This is a genomic window from Pseudomonas protegens, from assembly GCF_013407925.2.
Lineage (GTDB): Bacteria > Pseudomonadota > Gammaproteobacteria > Pseudomonadales > Pseudomonadaceae > Aquipseudomonas > Aquipseudomonas fluorescens_AP.
This window is the reverse complement of the sequence record NZ_CP060201.1, coordinates 336,848-351,629: the sequence shown is the minus strand read 5'-3', so window position 1 is coordinate 351,629 and position 14,782 is coordinate 336,848. Positions and strand designations below refer to the sequence as shown.

The window sequence follows — 14,782 nt, the reverse complement described above, 5'->3', positions numbered from 1 at the left end:
TTGCTCGATCAAGGGACTCAGGCAGAATCCTCAGCTTTTATTCAGGGATGACGAAGATGACCACCTCATTGCAAAGTGCCGCTGCACAGATCCGTAGTGTGGTTCGCGTTGCTACCCAGGGGTTGGTCGGTCGCGAGCAATTGGCGGAACTGATTGTCCTGGCTGCTGTGGCTCAAGAACACTTGCTGGTGATCGGGCCACCGGGTACCGCAAAAAGTGCGGTGGTGCGTCGCGTGGCCCAGTCCATGGGCGGGCGCTACTTCGAATACCTGCTAGGGCGTTTTACCGAGCCTTCGGAGCTGTTTGGTACGGTCGACCTGAAGAAACTGCGCGAAGGAACAGTGGAAACCGATGTCAGCGGCATGCTTCCAGAAGCCGATATCGTCTTTCTCGATGAGGTCTTTCTAGGCTCCACGGCCATCCTCAATACCTTGCTCGGGGTGCTCAACGAGCGTCGCTTCAGACGTGGCCACACTCAGATCCAATGCCCTTTGCGGGTGTGTGTCGGCGCCGCCAACGCTTTGCCGGAAGATCCGGCCCTGGCTGCATTCGGGGATCGATTCCTGCTGCATCTGTTTGTCGATGCGGTGCCAGACAATCAACTCGAAGCCCTGCTCAGCGGTGGCTGGCAGGTGGAGCGCCAGGCGGTGGCGCAGATGCTCGACTTGAGTCAGCTCGAGGGCCTCAATCGCGCTTTGAAGGATGTCGATCTGGAGGGCGTGCGGCCCGTGTTGGCCCATGCGATCAGGTGCTTGCGCGAGGCGGGAATCACCCTTTCCGATCGACGCATCGTCAAGTCCCAGCGGCTGATCGCTGCTGCCACCCTGTTGTGCGGCAGGGAGCAGGCCACAGAGGCGGATCTGTGGCCACTGATTTATGCACTGCCCACTCAGGACAGCCAACTGCGGGGGCGCGAGGTATTGCGTGAGCTGCTGGCGAAGTCAGGCAACAGCCATCTGTTCGGCGCGGTCGAGGAGGCCACTCTGCAACCGCTGTCCCGGCTCCACCGCTTGCTGGAAAACGCCCGGGAACTGTTGCAGCGCCCGGAACTCGATGGCCCGTCCGTAGAGAGCATGCTGCGCGAGATCGATGCCAACTTCGACCCACAGAACCTTCCGGATTCGCTGCAAATCGTGCGTGCACAGCTAGTGGGCCTGCTGGCTGTGCTGCCATGAGTGGCGTACCTGCGTTGACCTGGGCCTGGCGCGAACGAGCCGTGGCGCAGCCGCCGCGGGCGGCGGTCGCCTGGGATGCGGTCGCCCGGCGTTTGCATCAGCGCTTGCAGCAGTTGCCTGGCGCGCAGGCCGGGCGCTTGCAGGCCACCGCCAATGCTCGGGTGCTGGTGGTGCTGGGGGCTGAATCCGACTTGCCCTGGGTCGAAGGCGTCCAGTATGCCGCCAGTCATGAGCAGGCTCCCGCGCTGTGGCTGCCGACCCGGTACGAACCTGAGGTCGCCATCGACCTGTTGGCGCAGGCACTGCTCGACAAAGAGGCGCGTTCTCTCTTGTTGTTGTGGCCAGAGCCCGCCGCAGTGATTCCTCTGGATCGGCAATTGCCGGTCACCGAGGAGCATTTGGCACGTATTGCCCACTACTGGGCGCAGAGCTGATATGCAGTTACCGCAAAGCCTTCAACCCTGGAGCGATTGGCTGCATTGGCTCGATCTCGAGTTGCAAACCGTGCTGGGCGATTGTCTGCGGCGCCTGCATCCGCTGCTGGGGCCGCTCAGCGGGCGGCTGCAGGGCGGTGATCCGGAGCCCGATGGCCTGGGTGATCTGCACCAACGAGGCTCCTATGAGCGTTTGCTTGCCAGCGAATGGCTGCTGGCCGAGGAACTGCCGGAGGAATTTCTGCGGCGTGCTGTCAGCGCGGAGCATCTGTTCGTTGCGCCCCAATACCGGACCCATCAGGCCAGCGGCACGCTGATTGCGCTGTTTGATGCCGGGCCCTTGCAGCTAGGCGCGCCAAGGCTGGTTCACCTGGCGCTGATGATCATTCTGGCGCAGCGTGCGCGTGCGGCAGGCGCGGCGTTTCGCTGGGGCGTCCTGCAGGATGCCGACAACCAGCTGTACGAACTGGAGACGGCGGCGCAGTTGCGGCACCTGCTGGGGCAACGGACCTTCCAGTGCGTGGCGCCGGAGCATGGGCAGCGCTGGAGCGAATGGCTGAGCGCACAGTCCAAACCTTGGGCTGAATGCTGGGCGATCGGGCAGCGCCTGCCGATCGACGACATGGGCCTGGCCGGTCGCTATCAGGTGCAGGTGCAGCAAAGCCTCGACGGTGGCTCCCTGGAGGTTGAGATCAGCGGCGCCAGGCGGGCCCGGACGTGCTTGCCAATCCCCCCGGTCAATGTCGGCCTGCGCTTGCTCAAGGGCGAGTTCCAGGCGCCTGCGGCTGTAGAAGGGCGCTCTGCGATTGCTGCTCCACGGGTGCTGCTGACGCTGGCGCCGGTCATCTCCGATGCCGGAACCCACATTGCCATGGTGCTGCTGGACCAACCCGGTTCTCTGATCCTCAGGTTGCCGAGTGCGGCGCACAAGCGGCCTCCGACGATTCATCAACAACTCTGGAAATCCTGCGGCCGGCCCTTGGCCATGAGCTTCGTGGGGCGCAAGGCGGGGGCGTTGCTCCGCTATGACGATCGGCTGTCGTTCTGGAACGTAGGCGGCCTGCCAGATGTCTTGTGTCCCGGTCCAGAGGTGCTCAAGCTGCCGTCGGGCACCGCGACGCTGCTGGCCTGTGCCTGGCTGCGCGATGAAAATCATGGACGCTATTTCGTTCTCGACAGTCAGGGGCGGCTGGCCCGCTGGTCAGTGCTGCGTCATGCCTCCCCCGATGAGCCCCCCGGCACTTGCCTGCTGCTGGCAGACCATGTTCTGGGCCTGTCCAAGGTCGATTCCCAGACCCTGGTGTATGTGCGTGAAGAGGCCGGGCAGTTACTGGCACGCACCGCTTGTGCAGGAGGCGAAATTCGCCAGATCTACCGTCTAGGGGCGGCCGCCGGGGTTACCCAGATACTGGTGGCGGCCGGAGGGCATTGGCAAAAGGACTTCGGTGCCTGCGCTTTGCTGACACCGGGCGCCGCGGGCGAGCGTTGGCAACTGCTGACGCGCAGCGGCAGTCAGGAACTGCGCCTGGCACCGGGTTGGCGTGGCTTCGGCTTGTGGCATGACCCCGTGCGCGAGGGCAACTCACTGGTTCTACTGGGACCCGATAGACGCACCGTTGCGCTTTATCACTCCGGCGAGCAGCGGGTTTTGTTCAGTTGCAGCGATGAAGTCGTCAAGAGCAGCTTCTGCTCCATCAGCGGATTGATTGCAGTGCTCACCGGAACGCGCGAGCTGCTGGTCTATTCCCTGGCGCAGGAGCGGATGCGCTTGCAGATCCACTGCAACCTGAAACCCAGCGAGGAGCTATCCCATGCCTGAGTCGACCGCCTGGGTGATCCGTCGTCCGTTGTTGCAGGGCAGGCAGCCGGTGGCGGCTCTGTGGTTTGCCCATGAGCGCTTCAGTGAAGCGCAGCGCCAGCGAATGATCCTTGAGCAATGGCAACCCGGCGCCAGCGCCCGGCGTTTTGCCGACGGCGACCTGCTGTCGTTCGCCCAGCCTCAGTGGCGGGTGTGTGAGCAACTTGAGGGGTGGCCGTTGATACGGCTGGGGCCGGTCTTGTGCTCGGCAGCGTTGGACTCGCAAGAGCGCCAGGCCTTGCCACAGGCCGATCTATGGTTGGTCCGTGGTGGTCAGGTGCAGGCCCTGCAATTGGCATCTTCCCGTTTGCTGGCGCCTGGAAGCTGGCTAGAGCTTGGCGACTACCCGTTATTCGATACCTTCGACTGCCAGATGAGCTTACCGTCCCAGCTCCCTGAGCCAGAGCCGCTACAGAGCGACATCCGTCAGATCCTGGGTAACTGTGTGGCCGCGCCGGATCCGGAGCGTGAGGTGGTCATGCGGGCTTTGGCCGAGCGGCAGCCGCGTCAATCGACGACCGGCAAGGGGCGCAAGTTCTCCATGGGGCAGGCAGTCGAAGCCTTGGCGGCGCCGGGCAAGCAGCGCTGGCTGCTGCATGGCGGCCTGGCGTTGTTGGGCCTGATGCTGTTTTTCAATCTGGGCCACAGCCTGCTCAAGCCCCGGCAGATCGACGCGCAAGCCGGGCCCGAGGATCTGCTGCTGTGGATTGCATCGATACTGCTCAGTGCCGTGCTGTTTACCCTGTTTCTGGCATGGCTGGGCCGCCAGTTACGGGTTCAGCCCGGCGTGAGCGACAAGGGCTCCGAGCACTCGGCGTCCAAGCGTACTGCTCAAGGCCTTGTCCAGGATCAGGGGGGGACGCCGGGTAATAGCGCCGAGGGCGGGGCCCGGGCGGCGGAGTCGGCCTGGCAGCAGGCGCCAGCGATCAAGCCCCGGGCCCAGGCACGGCGTTTCAAGCCGTCAGCCTGGCGCAAGTTGCTGCAGCGTCTGGCTCAGGGAGTGGTCTGGCAAGACCTGTATGGTCGGCGCCAGGCGGCCTATCTGCAGCGCATGCTCGACATGTTCGAGCGTGGCCAGTTAGACCAGGCCCTGCGCCACGCGATACCGCTGATGAAGGATGGCATGCCGAGCGATCTTTCTTTTGCCACCCCGCAACCACGCAAGGACCTTGACCTGAACCGTGGGGAATCGGTAACGCGCAACCTGGCGCTCAATGATGAGATTCGCGAGCACCTGCGCCAGGTCTATCGCCAGACCTTCAACCGGCTGGACCGTGAGGGGCGTATCGAGGAGGCCGTGTTTGTCCTCGCCGAACTGTTCAACGCCCATCAGGAAGCCCTGGACTACCTGGAGCGTCATGGGCGCTTCGAACAGGCGGCCGGCCTGGCCCTGGCCTGGGACTCTCCGGCGTCGGTGATCGTGCGCTTGTTGTGCCTGGCCGGTGATTGGCAGCAAGCCCTGCATGTCGCGCGGCGTGACGACGCGTTCGCCGATGCGGTGGTGCTGCTGCAAGAGCGCTGGCCAGAACAGGCCGAGCAGTTGCGCCTGGAATGGGCACATCACCTGACGCGTCAAGGTTTGTGGCTGCAGGCGGTGGATGTGATCTGGAGCCTGCCTGCCGAGCGTGAGCGGGCGGCTCAATGGCTGCTCGCCGCCGAAGCCGCTGGAGGACGACTGGCGGCGGCAGCCCTGGTCAAGCGTGCCATCCTGCTGCCGGACACCCTGGATGCCTATGCCGACTATCTGACGCAACTGCGTGACGAACCGCAGCGCAGTGCCGAACGTGCTGGGCTGGCCGAGGCGTTGTTGCAGCACAAGTCGCAGAGCAAGCCGCTGGCCTGGCTGGCAAACGCCCTGGTGCACGCGCTGCTGGCCGACGCCGCTCAAGGCGTGGGGCAGATGCAGACGGCCCAGTTGTTGTCGCTGGTCAAACTGAGTCAGAACAAGCTGTTACAGCAGGACCTGCCCGCCAGGCTGTTGCCGCGCCACCGGCCTGTGGCCCTGGCCGAGCGCAGTGAGCCGCTTGAGTGGCGTGCGGGCGATGCCGGCGCTCGTCCGATCCTCGATGCCGTGCCCCTGGACGACGGGCGTTATCTGCTGGCGCTCGGGGAGGCCGGCGCGGCGGTGGTCGATGCGCAAGGGCGGGTGCTGTTCAATTTTGCGCAGCCAGCCTGGCAGATTGTCCTGGCACATGGGCGGCAGGTAGCGCTGGTGCTGGCCCGGCGCGACAAGGTCTGGCGCATCAGCAAGCTGGATCTGGTGCAGCGTCAGGCCACCGACCTGGGAACGCTGGTGCTGCAGCAGTTTGCTCGCGAGTTCGATGGCGTTGCCTGGACCATTGGCCTGGAACAAGAGGTGCGGGTGGTGGATGTCGACCATGGCTTCAGGACCCTCTGGCATGTTGGCGATGTACCGGGCCAAGTCCTGCAACTGCAGGCTGACGCGCAGAATGAATGGTGGTGGGTCGGCAGCGAATCAGGCGACAGCGAATGCTGGCATTACCTGCTGCCGGAGCGACGTTTGCGCGCGCGCGACCGCTTGCAGGTGGTTGCACAGAATGTCGACGGCTTGAAGCCCAGACGCAGCTTGAGTGTCGACGGAGAGGTTTTCAGTGTCTGGGTAAAGGCCCCTGAGACAGCCGAGCCGGTGCTGATTCTGGAGTTGGCAAACAATCGACAGGGCTGGCGCTTGCCTGGCCTGGGGGACGACCTCTACCAGTCACCGCGAGCGCAGCTCAGTGAACAATGGCTGGTCGCTGGCTACTTCACTGCATCGGGTGAGCAGATGTGGCACTTCATTCACCGTCCTCGGGCACAGTTGGCGGCGAGCCTGATCTGGCCCGAGTCCTGTGTAGTGGGTGTGCGTTGCCTGGGGCCTGACTGGTTGCTGTTCGATCAGCGCGGCAGGCTGGCCCACGTTGATGTCAATACTGGCCAGTTGCGTAATCTGAGCCTGTATTGAACAACAGGCCTGATACCGCGAGGGTGACCGCGATCCACATGGGTGGACGGCGCTGTGCGGTGGTCTTTGCATCTTGAGGCGTTGGCTGTTGCGGCCGCGCCTCTGTCCGAGGCGCGGCGCGCGGCAGCTTACAGCTCCAGGCTGTGGATCACCTGGGTGGCATCGTCGGGGTCGATGGCGCTGCGCATGCCCAGCTGTTTCGCTAGCCGGCGCATGCTGTAGTTGCCGGCGGAGTCCACCGAGTACAGCTGCTGGAAACCATTGGTACGGGCTTCGTCGATCAGGTGCTGCATCAGCAGCGCGCCGAGGCCCTTGCCTTGCCATTGATCGGCGATGGTCACGGCGAATTCGCAGCGCCAGGGCTGGTCGTCGACCTGGGCGTAGCGACTGATGCCGACTTCGCGCAGTTCGCCGTTGTCGTGGACCAGGGCCACGTAGGCCACCCGTTGCGGGGTGCCGACGTCCATCAGCTGATCCAGCAGTTGATCGCCGACTTCCTTGACCTCACCGAGAAAACGCTGGTGCCGGGTGACGGGGGAGAGGTTTTCGATAAAGGCCTTTTCCCGATCCCGGTCCTGAGGGCGCAGCGGGCGGATCAGCACATGGCTGCCGTCGTTCAGGGCGTCGATCCAGTATTGGCCTTGCTGCGCCGGGAATGGCGGGTGGGGGAGGATATCGAGAGAAGTGCTGGACATGGTCAAGTCTCCGGAGAGCCAAAGGGCGGGCTGTGCGAACAGCCCTGATTGGCCTCAGGTTGACTGCCCCGGCGCTCGCGGCTCTTGATCGGCATCAATGTCTTTGCTTGCGCCTCTGGCCTTGTCGATCACCGGTCATGCCGGCTGCCGATGGTGGATGCCGGGCAGGCCTGCGGCATCAGGGTGTTGATCAGGGCGCGGAGGGTGCCCGGCAGGGCTTCGAGTTCACGGACGATGATGCTGCGCTCGCGCAGCGCCCAGCTTTCGTCGAGCTTCACCGTCACCAGTCGCATGGTGCGGCTGTGCCGCAGCGCCGCCGACTCGGGAATGATGCCGATACCGACCCCGGCTTCGACCATGCGGCAGATGGCCTCGAAGCTCGACACCTGGATGCGCAGCGACAGTGGCTTGCCCAGGCGCTCCACGTGCTCACGCAGGAAGCTCAGCAAGGTACTGCCCTCATGCAGGCCGATGTGCTGGTAGGCCAGGGTCTGTTCCAGGGTCACCGAGGCCTGGCTGGCCAGGGGGTGGTCCACCGGCACCATCAGCACCAGATGGTCGGTACTGAAGTGCAGCACCTGCAGGCCGGCGGCCTCCACCGGGCCGGCGATGATGCCCATGTCGCTGGTGCCGTCCAGCACGCCGCGGACGATGTCCCGGGACAGGCGCTCCTGCAGGTCCACCGTGACCCCCGGGCGTGCCGAGAGAAACCCGGCCAGTACCTCCGGCAGAAACTCGGTGACCGCCGTGGTGTTGGCGAAGATGCGGATGTGCCCGGAGGAATCCCCGCCGTACTGGGTGAATTCGCTCTTCAGGAAATCCACCTGGCGCATGATCAGCCGCGCGTGCTGCAGCAGCCGTTCGCCGGCGGGGGTGACTTCCACGCCGCGGCTGTCGCGGTACAGCAGGCGGGTTTCGAGCTGGCCTTCCAGGGCCTTGATCCGCGCGCTGGCGGCCGCTGGCGAGAGAAAGGCGCGGCGCGCGCCCTGGGTCAGGCTGGGGGATTCGGCGATATGGATGAACAGGCGCAGGTCCGCCAGATCGAAATGCATGTCCGGGCTCCCGAAGGTGGGGAAGAGAGTGCTGAGCGGCGTTCAGCATAAACGAACGCCGGTTTATAGAAATGCAAATTCTCCATACGCGCCACACCCTTGCATGATGGCCGCCATCACCTTCGTGCCACAGGACCTTGCCTCTATGAGTGTCACCGACCCCAGTGCCTGGATCGGCCGCAGCCAGCGGATCGACGACCACCTCAGCGCCAACCTGCTGACCCGCATCGCCGCCACCTTCGGCCAGTCCACCCCAGCCCCGGGCGAAGCACTGCCGCCGCTGTGGCACTGGTGCTTTTTCCAGCAGCCGCAGCCGGCGGCGGCCCTGGGCGGCGACGGCCATCCGGCGCGGGGCGGTTTCCTGCCACCGGCGGCCAACCGCAACCGCATGTGGGCCGGGGGCCGCCTGGCGTTTCACCAGCCGCTGCGCGCCGGCGCCGAGGCCAGTTGCACCAGTACCATCCTCCAGGTCGAGGAAAAAGCCGGGCGCACCGGCCAGTTGCTGTTCGTCACCCTGTGCCACGAATACTTTCAGGACGGCCAACTGGCGTTGCGCGAAGAACAGGACATCGTCTACCGCGAACCAACCCCGCCCAAGCTGGGCAGTGGCGAACCCTTGCCCGAGGGCGACTGGCGCGAGCCGCTGGAGCCGACGCCGACCCTGCTGTTTCGCTACAGCGCGGTGACCTTCAACGGCCATCGCATCCACTACGACTATCCCTATGTCACCGCCACCGAGGGCTACCCGGGGCTGGTGGTGCACGGCCCGCTGATCGCCACCCTGAGCCTGGGGGCCTTCTGCCGGGCCCATCCCGAGGCGCGCCTGCGCCATTTCGCCTACCGCGGCCTGCGGCCCTTGATTGCCCCGCAGCCTTTCGAGGTCGGCGGGCGCATCAGCGCCCCTGGCCACGCCGAACTGTGGGCCGGCGACGGCGCCGGGCTGGCCCAGCGCGGCGAAGTGCAGTTCGACTGAATTCCAACAATAAGCCAAGGCGGAGTGCCGATTGATGACCCCCCATGACACTGAACAACTCAATGCCATCCGTGAAGGCGTGCGCGCCCTGTGCGCCGAGTTCGACGCCGCCTACTGGCGCGGCATCGATGAGCGCAAGGGCTTCCCGGAAGCCTTCGTCAAGGCCCTGACCGAGGCCGGCTGGCTGGCGGCGATGATCCCAGCCGAGTACGGCGGCTCCGGCCTGGGGCTGGCCGAAGCCTCGGTGATCCTCGAAGAGGTGAACCGCTGCGGCGGCAACTCCGGCACCGTGCACGGGCAGATGTACAACATGTTCACCCTGCTGCGCCACGGCAGCCCGGCGCAGAAGCGCTACTACCTGCCCAAGCTCGCCAGCGGCGAACTGCGCCTGCAATCGATGGGCGTCACCGAGCCCACCACCGGCACCGACACCACCAAGATCAAGACCACCGCGATCCGCCGCGGCGACCAGTACGTGATCAACGGGCAGAAGGTGTGGATCTCGCGCATTCAGCATTCCGACCTGATGATCCTGCTGGCTCGCACCACGCCCTTGGCCGAGGTGCGCAAGAAGTCCGAAGGCATGTCGATCTTCCTGGTGGACCTGCGCCAGGCCATCGGCAACGGCCTGACCGTGCAGCCCATTGCCAACATGGTCAACCACGAGACCAACGAGCTGTTCTTCGACAACCTGGAGCTGCCCGCCGACAGCCTGATCGGCGAGGAGGGCAAGGGCTTCAAGTACATCCTCGACGGCCTCAATGCCGAGCGCACGCTGATCGCCGCCGAATGCATCGGCGATGGCCGCTGGTTCATAGAGAAGGCCAGCGCCTATGCCCGCGACCGGGTGGTGTTCGGCCGGCCCATCGGCCAGAACCAGGGCGTGCAGTTCCCGATTGCCGAGGCCCATATCGAGATCGAGGCCGCCGACCTGATGCGCTGGCGCGCCTGCGCGGAATACGACAGCGGGCGCAACGCCGGGGCCAGCGCCAACATGGCCAAGTACCTGGCGGCCAAGGCTTCCTGGGAAGCGGCCAACGCCTGCCTGCAGACCCACGGCGGCTTCGGCTTTGCCTGCGAGTACGACGTCGAGCGCAAATTCCGCGAGACCCGGCTGTACCAGGTGGCGCCGATCTCCACCAACCTGATCCTGTCCTACGTCGCCGAGCATTTGCTGGAACTGCCCCGCAGTTTCTAAGGAGCCGCGAATGAGCCATACCCACGATCTGGCCGGGTTCCTCGCCGGCCTGTGCTACGCCGACTTGCCGGAAAGCGTCCTGCTGCGCACCCAAGAGCTGTTCCTCGACTGGCTGGGCTCGGCCCTGGCGGCCCAGGGCGCGCACCCGATCCCGTTGTTCGAGGCCTATGCCCGGCACATGGGCCCGGCCAGCGGCCCGGCACGCATCCTGGTCAACGGGGCCGGCAGCTCGGCGTATTTCGCCGCCCTGGTCAACGCCGCCTCGTCGCACCTGGTGGAGCAGGACGATTTGCACAACAGTTCCGTGCTGCACCCGGCCACCGTGGTGTTCCCGGCGGCGCTGGCGGCGGCCCAGGACCTGGGCAAGTCCGGCCGCGAGCTGCTGCTGGCGGCAGTGGCCGGTTATGAGGCGGGGATCCGCATCGGCGAATTCATGGGCCGTTCCCACTACCGGATCTTCCACACCACGGCCACCGTCGGCACCCTGGCCGCCGCGGTGGCGGTGGGCAAGCTGATGGAGTTCGACAGCGAACAGTTCATCAACCTGCTGGGCAGCGCCGGGACCCAGGCCGCCGGGCTCTGGGAATTCTTGCGCGACGCCGCCGATTCCAAGCAACTGCACACCGCCAAGGCCGCCGCCGATGGCCTGCTGGCCGCCTACCTGACCCGGGACGACCTGAGCGGCGCGCGCAATATCCTCGAAGGCGAGCAGGGCATGGCCGCTGGCATGTCCCAGGATGCCGAACCCGAGCGCCTGAGCCAGGGCCTGGGCCGCCGCTGGGCGCTGCTGGAAACCTCGTTCAAGTTCCACGCCTCGTGCCGCCACACCCATCCCGCCGCCGATGCCTTGCTTGAGGTGATGCAGCGCGAAGGCCTGGAACACCAGCAGATCGCCCGGGTCGTGACCCGGGTGCACCAGGGCGCCATCGACGTGCTGGGCCGGGTCCAGGTGCCGCAGACCGTGCACCAGGCCAAATTCTCCATGGGCACCGTGCTCGGCCTGATCGCCGTGCACGGCAAGGCCGGCTTGCCGGAGTTCCAGCGCCATGGGCTGAGCGACCCGCGGGTCGCGGCGTTTCGCGACAAGGTCTACATGCAGCTGGACCTTGAAGTCGATGCGGCCTATCCCGCGCGCTGGCTGGGCCGGATCGAGGTGCAGTGCGTGGATGGCCGCACCCTGCACGGCGCCATCGACCAGCCCAAGGGCGACCCGGGCAATGGCCTGTCCCGGGCCGAGCTGGAAGACAAGTTCCAGCGCCTGCTGCTGTTCTCCGGTGCTCGCACCCCGCAGCAGGGTGATGCCTTGATCCGCCGGGTCTGGGCCCTGCGTGAAGCCGACGACCTCCACTCACTGCTCTGAATGCCCGACAGCGAACAGGGCGAGGACCGAACATGACTGACAACACAGCACAGCCACGGCCCCTGGACGGCATCACCGTGGTCAGCCTGGAACACGCGATTGCCGCGCCGTTCTGCACCCGCCAGCTGGCGGACCTGGGTGCCCGGGTGATCAAGGTCGAGCGCCCCGGCAGCGGCGATTTCGCCCGGGGCTACGACCAGCGGGTCAGGGGCCTGGCCTCGCACTTCGTGTGGACCAACCGCTCCAAGGAAAGCCTGACCCTGGACCTCAAGCAGCCGGAAGCCGAAGGCCTGCTGGAGAGCTTGCTGGCCGGGGCCGATGTGCTGGTGCAGAACCTCGCACCGGGCGCGGCGGCGCGCATGGGGCTGTCCTTCGAGGCGCTGCATGAGCGCTTTCCACGGCTGATCGTCTGCGATATTTCCGGTTACGGCGAAGGCGGCCCCTATGAGCGGAAAAAGGCCTACGACCTGCTGATCCAGAGCGAAGGCGGCTTTCTCTCGGTGACCGGTGGCGCCGAACCCGAGCAGATGGCCAAGGCCGGTTGTTCGATCGCCGACATCGCCGCCGGCATGTACGCCTACAGCGGCATTCTCTCGGCGCTGTTGCTGCGCGGGCGCACCGGGCTGGGCAGCCACCTGGACATCAGCATGCTGGAAAGCCTGGTGGAGTGGATGGGCTACCCGATGTACTACGCCTTCGCCGGTGCCGAGCCGCCGCCGCGAGCCGGGGCGGCGCACTCCACCATCTACCCCTACGGGCCGTTTCCGGTGGGCGATGGCGGCACGGTGATGCTCGGCCTGCAGAACGAGCGGGAGTGGGCGGCGTTTTGCGACCAGGTGCTGGAGCGGCCCGAGCTGGCCACGGACGAGCGCTTTGGCGCCAACTTCAAGCGCTCGGCCAACCGCGAGGCGCTGCGCCAGATCATCGTTGAGCACTTTGCCCGGCTCAGCGTCGCCCAGGTGATCGAACGGCTGGAGCAGGCGCAGATCGCCAATGCCCGGGTCAATGACATGCACGGCGTGTGGCAGCACCCGCAACTGGCGGCCCGGGATGCCTGGCGCCAAGTGGACAGCCCGGCGGGCCGCCTGCCGGCGCTGCTGCCGCCGGCGCGCAACAACGCCTTTGCCCCGCGCATGGACGCAGTTCCGGCGCTGGGCCAGCACAGCGCGGCGATCCTTGCGGAACTGGGCCTGAGCCCGCACGCCATCCAGCAACTGCAGACCCGCGGCGTCATCTGAACCCGGTAGCCGCTGCCGCAGGCTGCGCCGGGGCGCGCAGCGGCCCCCGCGATCGAGCTGACACCGGGAAATCCACAGCCTGCAACCGCCATCCCCAACAAGGAACACAGCATGTCCGATTCCATTGTCCGCACCGCGCTGTTCGTCCCCGGCAGCCGTCCCGAACGTTTCGCCAAGGCCCTGGCCAGCGGCGCCGATGCAGTGATCGTCGATTTCGAGGACGCCGTCGAAGAGCCACTCAAGGTCCAGGCCCGCGAACACCTGGGGCGCTTTCTGCTGGCGCAGCCCGCTGCCCGGGTCTGGGTCCGGGTCAATGCGCCGGAGCACCCGCAACACGCGGCCGACCTGGCGTTCTGTCAGGCCCGGGCCGGGGTCGCCGGAGTGCTCCTGCCAAAAGTCGAAAGCGCGGCCCAGGTGGCGCGGGTGGTGGCTTGCGGCCGGCCGGTGTGGCCAATCATCGAGAGCGCCCGAGGCCTGCTGGCCCTGGCCGAAATTGCCACGGCGCCCGGGGTCCAGCGCCTGTCGTTCGGCGGCCTGGACCTGGCCCTGGACCTCAACCTCAGCAGCGGCTCGGCGGCGGCGCAGTTCGCCCTGGATCAGGCGCGGCTGGCGCTGATCGTGCATTCCCGGGCGGCGGGGCTGCAGGCACCGCTGGATGGTGTGTTCCCGGCGATTGCCGACAGCCCGGGCCTGGCGGCCTCGATCCGCCACGCCTACGCCATGGGCTTTACCGGCGCCCTGTGCATCCACCCGGCCCAGGTGCCGGTGATTCATCAGGCGCTGGCGCCCAGCCCCGAGGAACTGGCCTGGGCCCGGCGGGTGGTGGAGGGCGGGCGCGCTGGCGCCGGGGCGTACCAGGTTGACGGGCAGATGGTCGATACCCCGGTGCTGCAACGGGCCCAGCGGATGCTGACCCTGGCCTGAACCGGCCGGGTTAGTATGGCCCCCGGCATTGTTGCCAAGACCCGGAGCCACACCCATGAGTACCCTGGAACGCGCCATTGCCATTGCTGCCCGGGCCCATGCCGGGCAGGTCGACAAGGGCGGTGCGCCCTACATCCTGCATCCGCTGCGGGTCATGCTGCGCGTGTCCGAGCCGCGGGAACGGCTGGTGGCGGTGCTCCACGACGTCATCGAAGACAGCCCGGTGACCCTGGAGCAACTGCGCGGCGAAGGTTTCACTGAAGAGGTGCTGCAGGCCCTGGCGGCGCTGACCAAGGTCGAAGGCGAGGACTATCCGGGGTTTATCCGCCGCGTTGCACAGAATCCTTTGGCGCGTCGGGTCAAGCGCGTGGATCTGGCGGAAAACAGTGACCTGTCACGCATTCCCGCACCGAGCGAGGAAGACCGGCGGCGCCTGGAGAAGTACCGCCAGGCCATCGAGTACCTCGACAGCCTGGACCGGCCCTGAGTCGCTAGCATTGGGCCGCTAGCACCGGGCCGGCGGCGCCCGGGCGCTCAGCTGTTGTAGCTGGAAAGGGCCACTGCGGCGTTGCGCGCCGGCGGCTTGCTGCCCCGGGTGCGCCAGTGTTCGATCAGCGCGCGGCCATGGGCCAGGCCGGCCTGCAGCGCGGCTTCGGTGCTGGTGTAGTCGTTGCCGTAGGGCGGGCAGGCAAAGTGCACGGAAAAGCAGGGGTGCTGGCCATGACCGGTGAGGCGCCCCACGTAGCTGAAGCTGGGACCGGACTGGTGGGCATACAGGCTCGGTGAGCTGGGCTCGCGGATGATCATCACGTAAATGTCATGGTCGAATTGGGTGTCTTGATACCAACTGCTTGAAGACTCCATGGTCCACCTCCTTGTCCGTAAAGCGACGCGGTTGTGCTGCGTCAGCGGG

Annotated in this window: 13 protein-coding genes; 10 read left to right on the top strand and 3 right to left on the bottom strand. The window is 66.2% G+C overall.

Annotated features, from left to right (window positions below; all coding sequences use genetic code 11):
* Nucleotides 1-56: 56 nt before the first annotated feature.
* From GGI48_RS01580 to GGI48_RS01565, 4 genes are read left to right on the top strand one after another with little or no spacing between them, the layout of a single operon-like run.
* Nucleotides 57-1,175, top strand: a complete 1,119-nt coding sequence (locus tag GGI48_RS01580; RefSeq protein ID WP_016964553.1) for an AAA family ATPase — start codon at nt 57-59, stop codon at nt 1,173-1,175.
* Entirely contained in the window at nt 1,172-1,609 is a 438-nt protein-coding gene (locus GGI48_RS01575) for a hypothetical protein (RefSeq protein ID WP_179596555.1), read from the top strand. Before GGI48_RS01580 ends, GGI48_RS01575 begins: the two co-directional genes overlap by 4 nt.
* A 1-nt stretch (nt 1,610) precedes the next feature.
* Complete coding sequence (locus tag GGI48_RS01570) at nt 1,611-3,428, top strand: hypothetical protein (protein WP_179596553.1); 1,818 nt, start codon at nt 1,611-1,613, stop codon at nt 3,426-3,428.
* Nucleotides 3,421-6,429 (top strand): bpX6 domain-containing protein, encoded by a 3,009-nt coding sequence (locus GGI48_RS01565; protein ID WP_179596551.1) that lies wholly within the window; start codon nt 3,421-3,423, stop codon nt 6,427-6,429. The genes GGI48_RS01570 and GGI48_RS01565 overlap by 8 nt, the downstream gene beginning before the upstream one ends.
* Nucleotides 6,430-6,557: 128 nt before the next feature.
* Here the strand turns inward: GGI48_RS01565 and GGI48_RS01560 are convergent, their stop codons facing one another.
* Nucleotides 6,558-7,124, bottom strand: coding sequence for a GNAT family N-acetyltransferase (locus GGI48_RS01560; protein ID WP_179596549.1), 567 nt, complete (start codon nt 7,122-7,124; stop codon nt 6,558-6,560).
* Between the two features lie 128 nt (nt 7,125-7,252).
* A complete protein-coding gene (locus GGI48_RS01555; protein ID WP_179596547.1) occupies nt 7,253-8,176 on the bottom strand; it encodes a LysR family transcriptional regulator in 924 nt (307 codons plus the stop codon).
* A gap of 145 nt (nt 8,177-8,321) precedes the next feature.
* Here GGI48_RS01555 and GGI48_RS01550 point away from each other — a divergent pair, with 145 nt between their 5' ends.
* From GGI48_RS01550 to GGI48_RS01525, 6 genes are all read left to right on the top strand, one after another.
* Nucleotides 8,322-9,149: a MaoC family dehydratase N-terminal domain-containing protein gene (locus GGI48_RS01550; protein WP_179596545.1), complete on the top strand. Its 828-nt coding sequence runs from the start codon at nt 8,322-8,324 to the stop codon at nt 9,147-9,149.
* Nucleotides 9,150-9,183: 34 nt separating this feature from the next.
* Complete coding sequence (locus tag GGI48_RS01545; protein WP_179596543.1) at nt 9,184-10,347, top strand: acyl-CoA dehydrogenase family protein; 1,164 nt, start codon at nt 9,184-9,186, stop codon at nt 10,345-10,347.
* Between the two features lie 10 nt (nt 10,348-10,357).
* Nucleotides 10,358-11,707: an MmgE/PrpD family protein gene (locus GGI48_RS01540; RefSeq protein ID WP_179596541.1), complete on the top strand. Its 1,350-nt coding sequence runs from the start codon at nt 10,358-10,360 to the stop codon at nt 11,705-11,707.
* 32 nt (nt 11,708-11,739) lie between these two features.
* Nucleotides 11,740-12,945: a CaiB/BaiF CoA-transferase family protein gene (locus GGI48_RS01535; protein ID WP_179596539.1), complete on the top strand. Its 1,206-nt coding sequence runs from the start codon at nt 11,740-11,742 to the stop codon at nt 12,943-12,945.
* 111 nt (nt 12,946-13,056) lie between these two features.
* Nucleotides 13,057-13,869 carry a CoA ester lyase gene (locus GGI48_RS01530; protein WP_179596537.1) on the top strand — a complete coding sequence of 271 codons (813 nt, stop codon included), beginning with the start codon at nt 13,057-13,059 and terminating at the stop codon, nt 13,867-13,869.
* 55 nt (nt 13,870-13,924) lie between these two features.
* Nucleotides 13,925-14,356, top strand: a complete 432-nt coding sequence (locus GGI48_RS01525; protein ID WP_179596535.1) for a GTP pyrophosphokinase — start codon at nt 13,925-13,927, stop codon at nt 14,354-14,356.
* Nucleotides 14,357-14,403: 47 nt separating this feature from the next.
* Here GGI48_RS01525 and GGI48_RS01520 read toward each other — a convergent pair whose 3' ends face one another.
* A complete protein-coding gene (locus GGI48_RS01520; RefSeq protein ID WP_016967481.1) occupies nt 14,404-14,733 on the bottom strand; it encodes a hypothetical protein in 330 nt (109 codons plus the stop codon).
* Nucleotides 14,734-14,782: the final 49 nt, after the last annotated feature.

Coding starts and splice junctions, on each gene's coding strand:
- GGI48_RS01580 (WP_016964553.1), top strand. CDS start 57: ATGACCACCTCATTGCAAAGTGCCGCTGCACAGATCCGTAGTGTGGTT.
- GGI48_RS01575 (WP_179596555.1), top strand. CDS start 1,172: ATGAGTGGCGTACCTGCGTTGACCTGGGCCTGGCGCGAACGAGCCGTG.
- GGI48_RS01570 (WP_179596553.1), top strand. CDS start 1,611: ATGCAGTTACCGCAAAGCCTTCAACCCTGGAGCGATTGGCTGCATTGG.
- GGI48_RS01565 (WP_179596551.1), top strand. CDS start 3,421: ATGCCTGAGTCGACCGCCTGGGTGATCCGTCGTCCGTTGTTGCAGGGC.
- GGI48_RS01560 (WP_179596549.1), bottom strand. CDS start 7,124: ATGTCCAGCACTTCTCTCGATATCCTCCCCCACCCGCCATTCCCGGCG.
- GGI48_RS01555 (WP_179596547.1), bottom strand. CDS start 8,176: ATGCATTTCGATCTGGCGGACCTGCGCCTGTTCATCCATATCGCCGAA.
- GGI48_RS01550 (WP_179596545.1), top strand. CDS start 8,322: ATGAGTGTCACCGACCCCAGTGCCTGGATCGGCCGCAGCCAGCGGATC.
- GGI48_RS01545 (WP_179596543.1), top strand. CDS start 9,184: ATGACCCCCCATGACACTGAACAACTCAATGCCATCCGTGAAGGCGTG.
- GGI48_RS01540 (WP_179596541.1), top strand. CDS start 10,358: ATGAGCCATACCCACGATCTGGCCGGGTTCCTCGCCGGCCTGTGCTAC.
- GGI48_RS01535 (WP_179596539.1), top strand. CDS start 11,740: ATGACTGACAACACAGCACAGCCACGGCCCCTGGACGGCATCACCGTG.
- GGI48_RS01530 (WP_179596537.1), top strand. CDS start 13,057: ATGTCCGATTCCATTGTCCGCACCGCGCTGTTCGTCCCCGGCAGCCGT.
- GGI48_RS01525 (WP_179596535.1), top strand. CDS start 13,925: ATGAGTACCCTGGAACGCGCCATTGCCATTGCTGCCCGGGCCCATGCC.
- GGI48_RS01520 (WP_016967481.1), bottom strand. CDS start 14,733: ATGGAGTCTTCAAGCAGTTGGTATCAAGACACCCAATTCGACCATGAC.